Annotated in this window: 3 protein-coding genes; all 3 read left to right on the forward strand. The window is 59.9% G+C overall.

The annotated features are described in order from the left end of the window. Positions 1-854, forward strand: an 854-nt coding sequence (locus AC1DUU_RS28230) for an ABC transporter permease (protein ID WP_476786649.1), incomplete at its 5' end; no start/stop codon positions are given. Then, positions 854-1,750 (forward strand): carbohydrate ABC transporter permease, encoded by an 897-nt coding sequence (locus AC1DUU_RS28235; RefSeq protein WP_476786650.1) that lies wholly within the window; start codon positions 854-856, stop codon positions 1,748-1,750. The genes AC1DUU_RS28230 and AC1DUU_RS28235, both read left to right, overlap by 1 nt. A gap of 47 nt (positions 1,751-1,797) precedes the next feature. Next, positions 1,798-2,857 (forward strand): extracellular solute-binding protein (locus AC1DUU_RS28240; protein WP_476786651.1); only part of this gene is annotated, 1,060 nt, incomplete at its 3' end.

Here is a 2,857-nt window from a genome sequence, read left to right on the forward strand (position 1 = left end):
ATGTCATGATGGCGCCGGGCCTGATGTTTTTCCTGGTGCTGCATTACCTGCCGATCTGGGAAGCCAAGATCGCCTTCGAGCAGGTGCGGATCGTTCCGCCCAACATCTGGGTCGGGCTCAAGCATTTCTACGTGTTGTTTGCCTCGCCGGTGTTCTGGCAGGTGCTTGCCAACACGCTGATCATCTCGGCGATGAAGATGGCCTTCTTCCTGCCGGTGCCGATCCTGGTGGCGCTTTTGATCAACGAGGTGCGCGGCGGACGCTTGCGCAAGTTCATCCAGTCGGCGATCTATCTGCCGCACTTCCTGTCTTGGGTGGTCATTGCAGGCGTTTTTATCGCTGCACTGTCGCCCACCGATGGCGCGGTCAACAATCTGATGGGCATGGCCGGCATCGCGCCGCGCTCGTTCATGACCGACACCGGCGCCATTCGCTGGGTGCTGGTGTTCACCGAGATCTGGCGCTCCGCCGGCTGGGACAGCCTGCTTTACCTCGCCGCCATCATCGCCATCGACCAGCAGCTCTACGACGCCGCTGAAATCGACGGCGCCAATCGCTGGCAAAAGATCTGGCACGTGACGCTGCCCGGCATCGTGCCGACGATCGCCACGCTGTTCATCCTGAACGCCGGCATGTTCCTCAACGCCGATCTCAACCAGGTCATCAACTTCACCAACGACGTTGTGCGTTCCAGGATCGATATCGTCGATACCTATGTCTACCGCATAGGCCTGCAGACCGGCGAATACTCGCTGGCGACCGCCGCCGGCCTGTTCAAGGCGGTGCTCGGCACGATGATGATCGTCACCGCCCATTTCGTGTCCAAGCGCCTGACCGGCAAGGGAGTGTGGTAATGGCCCTGTCGCGCAAGTCTCCGCTCGAACGCATCGAATACGCCATCATCGTGTCGACGCTTTTGCTGCTCGTCGTCGTCACGGTGCAGCCGCTCCTCAATCTTCTGGCGGTGTCGCTGTCTGAGCCCGCCAAGGTGCCGGGCATGAATGGCCTGACCATCCTGCCCAGAGGCTTCTCACTCGATGTGTGGAGCGTTTTGCTGCAACACCCCAATGTGCAGCGCGGCATCTTCAATTCGATCTTCATCACCTTTGTCAGCACGCTGATCGGCGTCGTCGGCACCGCACTCATGGCCTGGGGCCTGTCGCGGCCCGGCCTTCCCGGACGCAAGGCGCTGTTCATCCTGGTGCTCGTCACCATCGTTTTCGAACCCGGCATCATTCCGGAGTATTTCGTCAACAAGCGGCTCGGGCTGCTCGACAGCTACTGGTCGGTGATCCTCTACAAGGCGGTCAATGCCTGGTACCTGGTCATCCTCATCCGCTTCTTCGAGGAAATCCCCAAGGAGCTTCTCGAGGCCTCCGAGCTCGACGGCGCCAATCCCTTCCAGGTGTTCTGGTATGTGGTGCTGCCCCTGGCCAAGCCGGCGTTGGCGACGATCTCGCTGTTTTACCTCGTCTTCCACTGGAACGAGTTCTTCCACGCGATGATCTATCTCAACGACCAGAGCAAATGGCCGTTGCAGGTGGTGCTGCGCCAGTTCGTCATCGATGGCGACAAGATTGCGATCGTCGGCGTCGACAACGCCAACAACAACACTGGTGCGGGCCAGCTTGATCTGAGGTCGCTCAAGGCCGGCATGATCCTGCTGACCATCGTGCCGATCCTGGCGATCTACCCGCTGATCCTGAAATTCTTCACCAAAGGCACCATGAGCGGCGCGCTCAAGGGCTGATGGCGACGATGTGCCTGCCAAAAAAATGATCAAATGGAGGAGATGAAATGTTCACAAGAATGATCCTGATGACATCGACGGCCCTGGCGTTGAGCCTCGCCGTGGCTGTCCCCGCCATGGCCGAGCCGGTCAAGATCCGCGTCGTGTCCAARGATTTCGTGTCGTCCAACCCGGACGACGTCAAGCACATCAAGCGCATCGAGGATGCGCTGCGTGCCCAAGGCACCGACCTCGCCATCGAGATGGTCGACCTGCCTTCGTCAGGCTATGCCGACAAGCTGTCGGTGATGCTGCTTTCGGGCGACATCCCGGACCTGATCTATTTCCAGGGCGGCGACGCCAAAATGGTCGAGCAGGGCGTTCTCGAAGACCTCACCCCTGCCATCGCCGAGTCCAAATATGTGAAGGACGCGCTGTGGCCGCACAATGTCGAGCGGCTGAAGAACTATCCCTATCTTCTCTATGTCTATCCCGTGCGTGGGCCGCAGCCGGTAATCCGCAAGGACTGGCTGGAAAAGACCGGCCTCAAGGCGCCTGAAACGGTCGAAGACTATGTGAAGTTGTTCAAGGCCATCAAGGATGGCGATCTCGACGGCAATGGCGTTGCCGACACCTATGGCGTGACCACCGCAGGCAACACCAACGAACTCGATTCGATCTTCAATCAGGCCTTCGGCGTCACCGGCTCGTGGATGAAGAATGCGGGCGGCGAATGGGTGAATGCGCGCATCACCAGCCAGGAGAAGGACAAGATCGCCTTCTACGCCTCGCTGCGCGAGCAGGGGCTCTACGATCCCGAATACATCACCACCAAGTTCGACGTGAAGGAAGACAAGTTCTACACCGGCAAGGCCGGCGTGATCTTCGGCTCGTCGGGCGAAGTCATAGACATCTATGGCGGCAAGATGCGCCAGGTGCACCCAAACACCGAGCTTGTGCTGCTGTCGCCGCCCAAGGGCCCGGCCGGACAGGGCCTGTCGGCTGTCGACGTGTCCAAGGAATCGCGCGGATTTGCGATCTCGGCGACCTCCGAGCATAAGGCCGAGGTGATGAAGCTGCTCGACTTCATGGCGAGCCCCGAGGGACAGATGATGGACCGCCTGGGCT

Source organism: Aminobacter sp. P4_H6_2, assembly GCF_056400805.1.

What these genes read in the sequence shown, in the direction of transcription:
- AC1DUU_RS28235 (WP_476786650.1), top strand. Translation starts at nt 854, where the DNA reads ATGGCCCTGTCGCGCAAGTCTCCGCTCGAACGCATCGAATACGCCATC.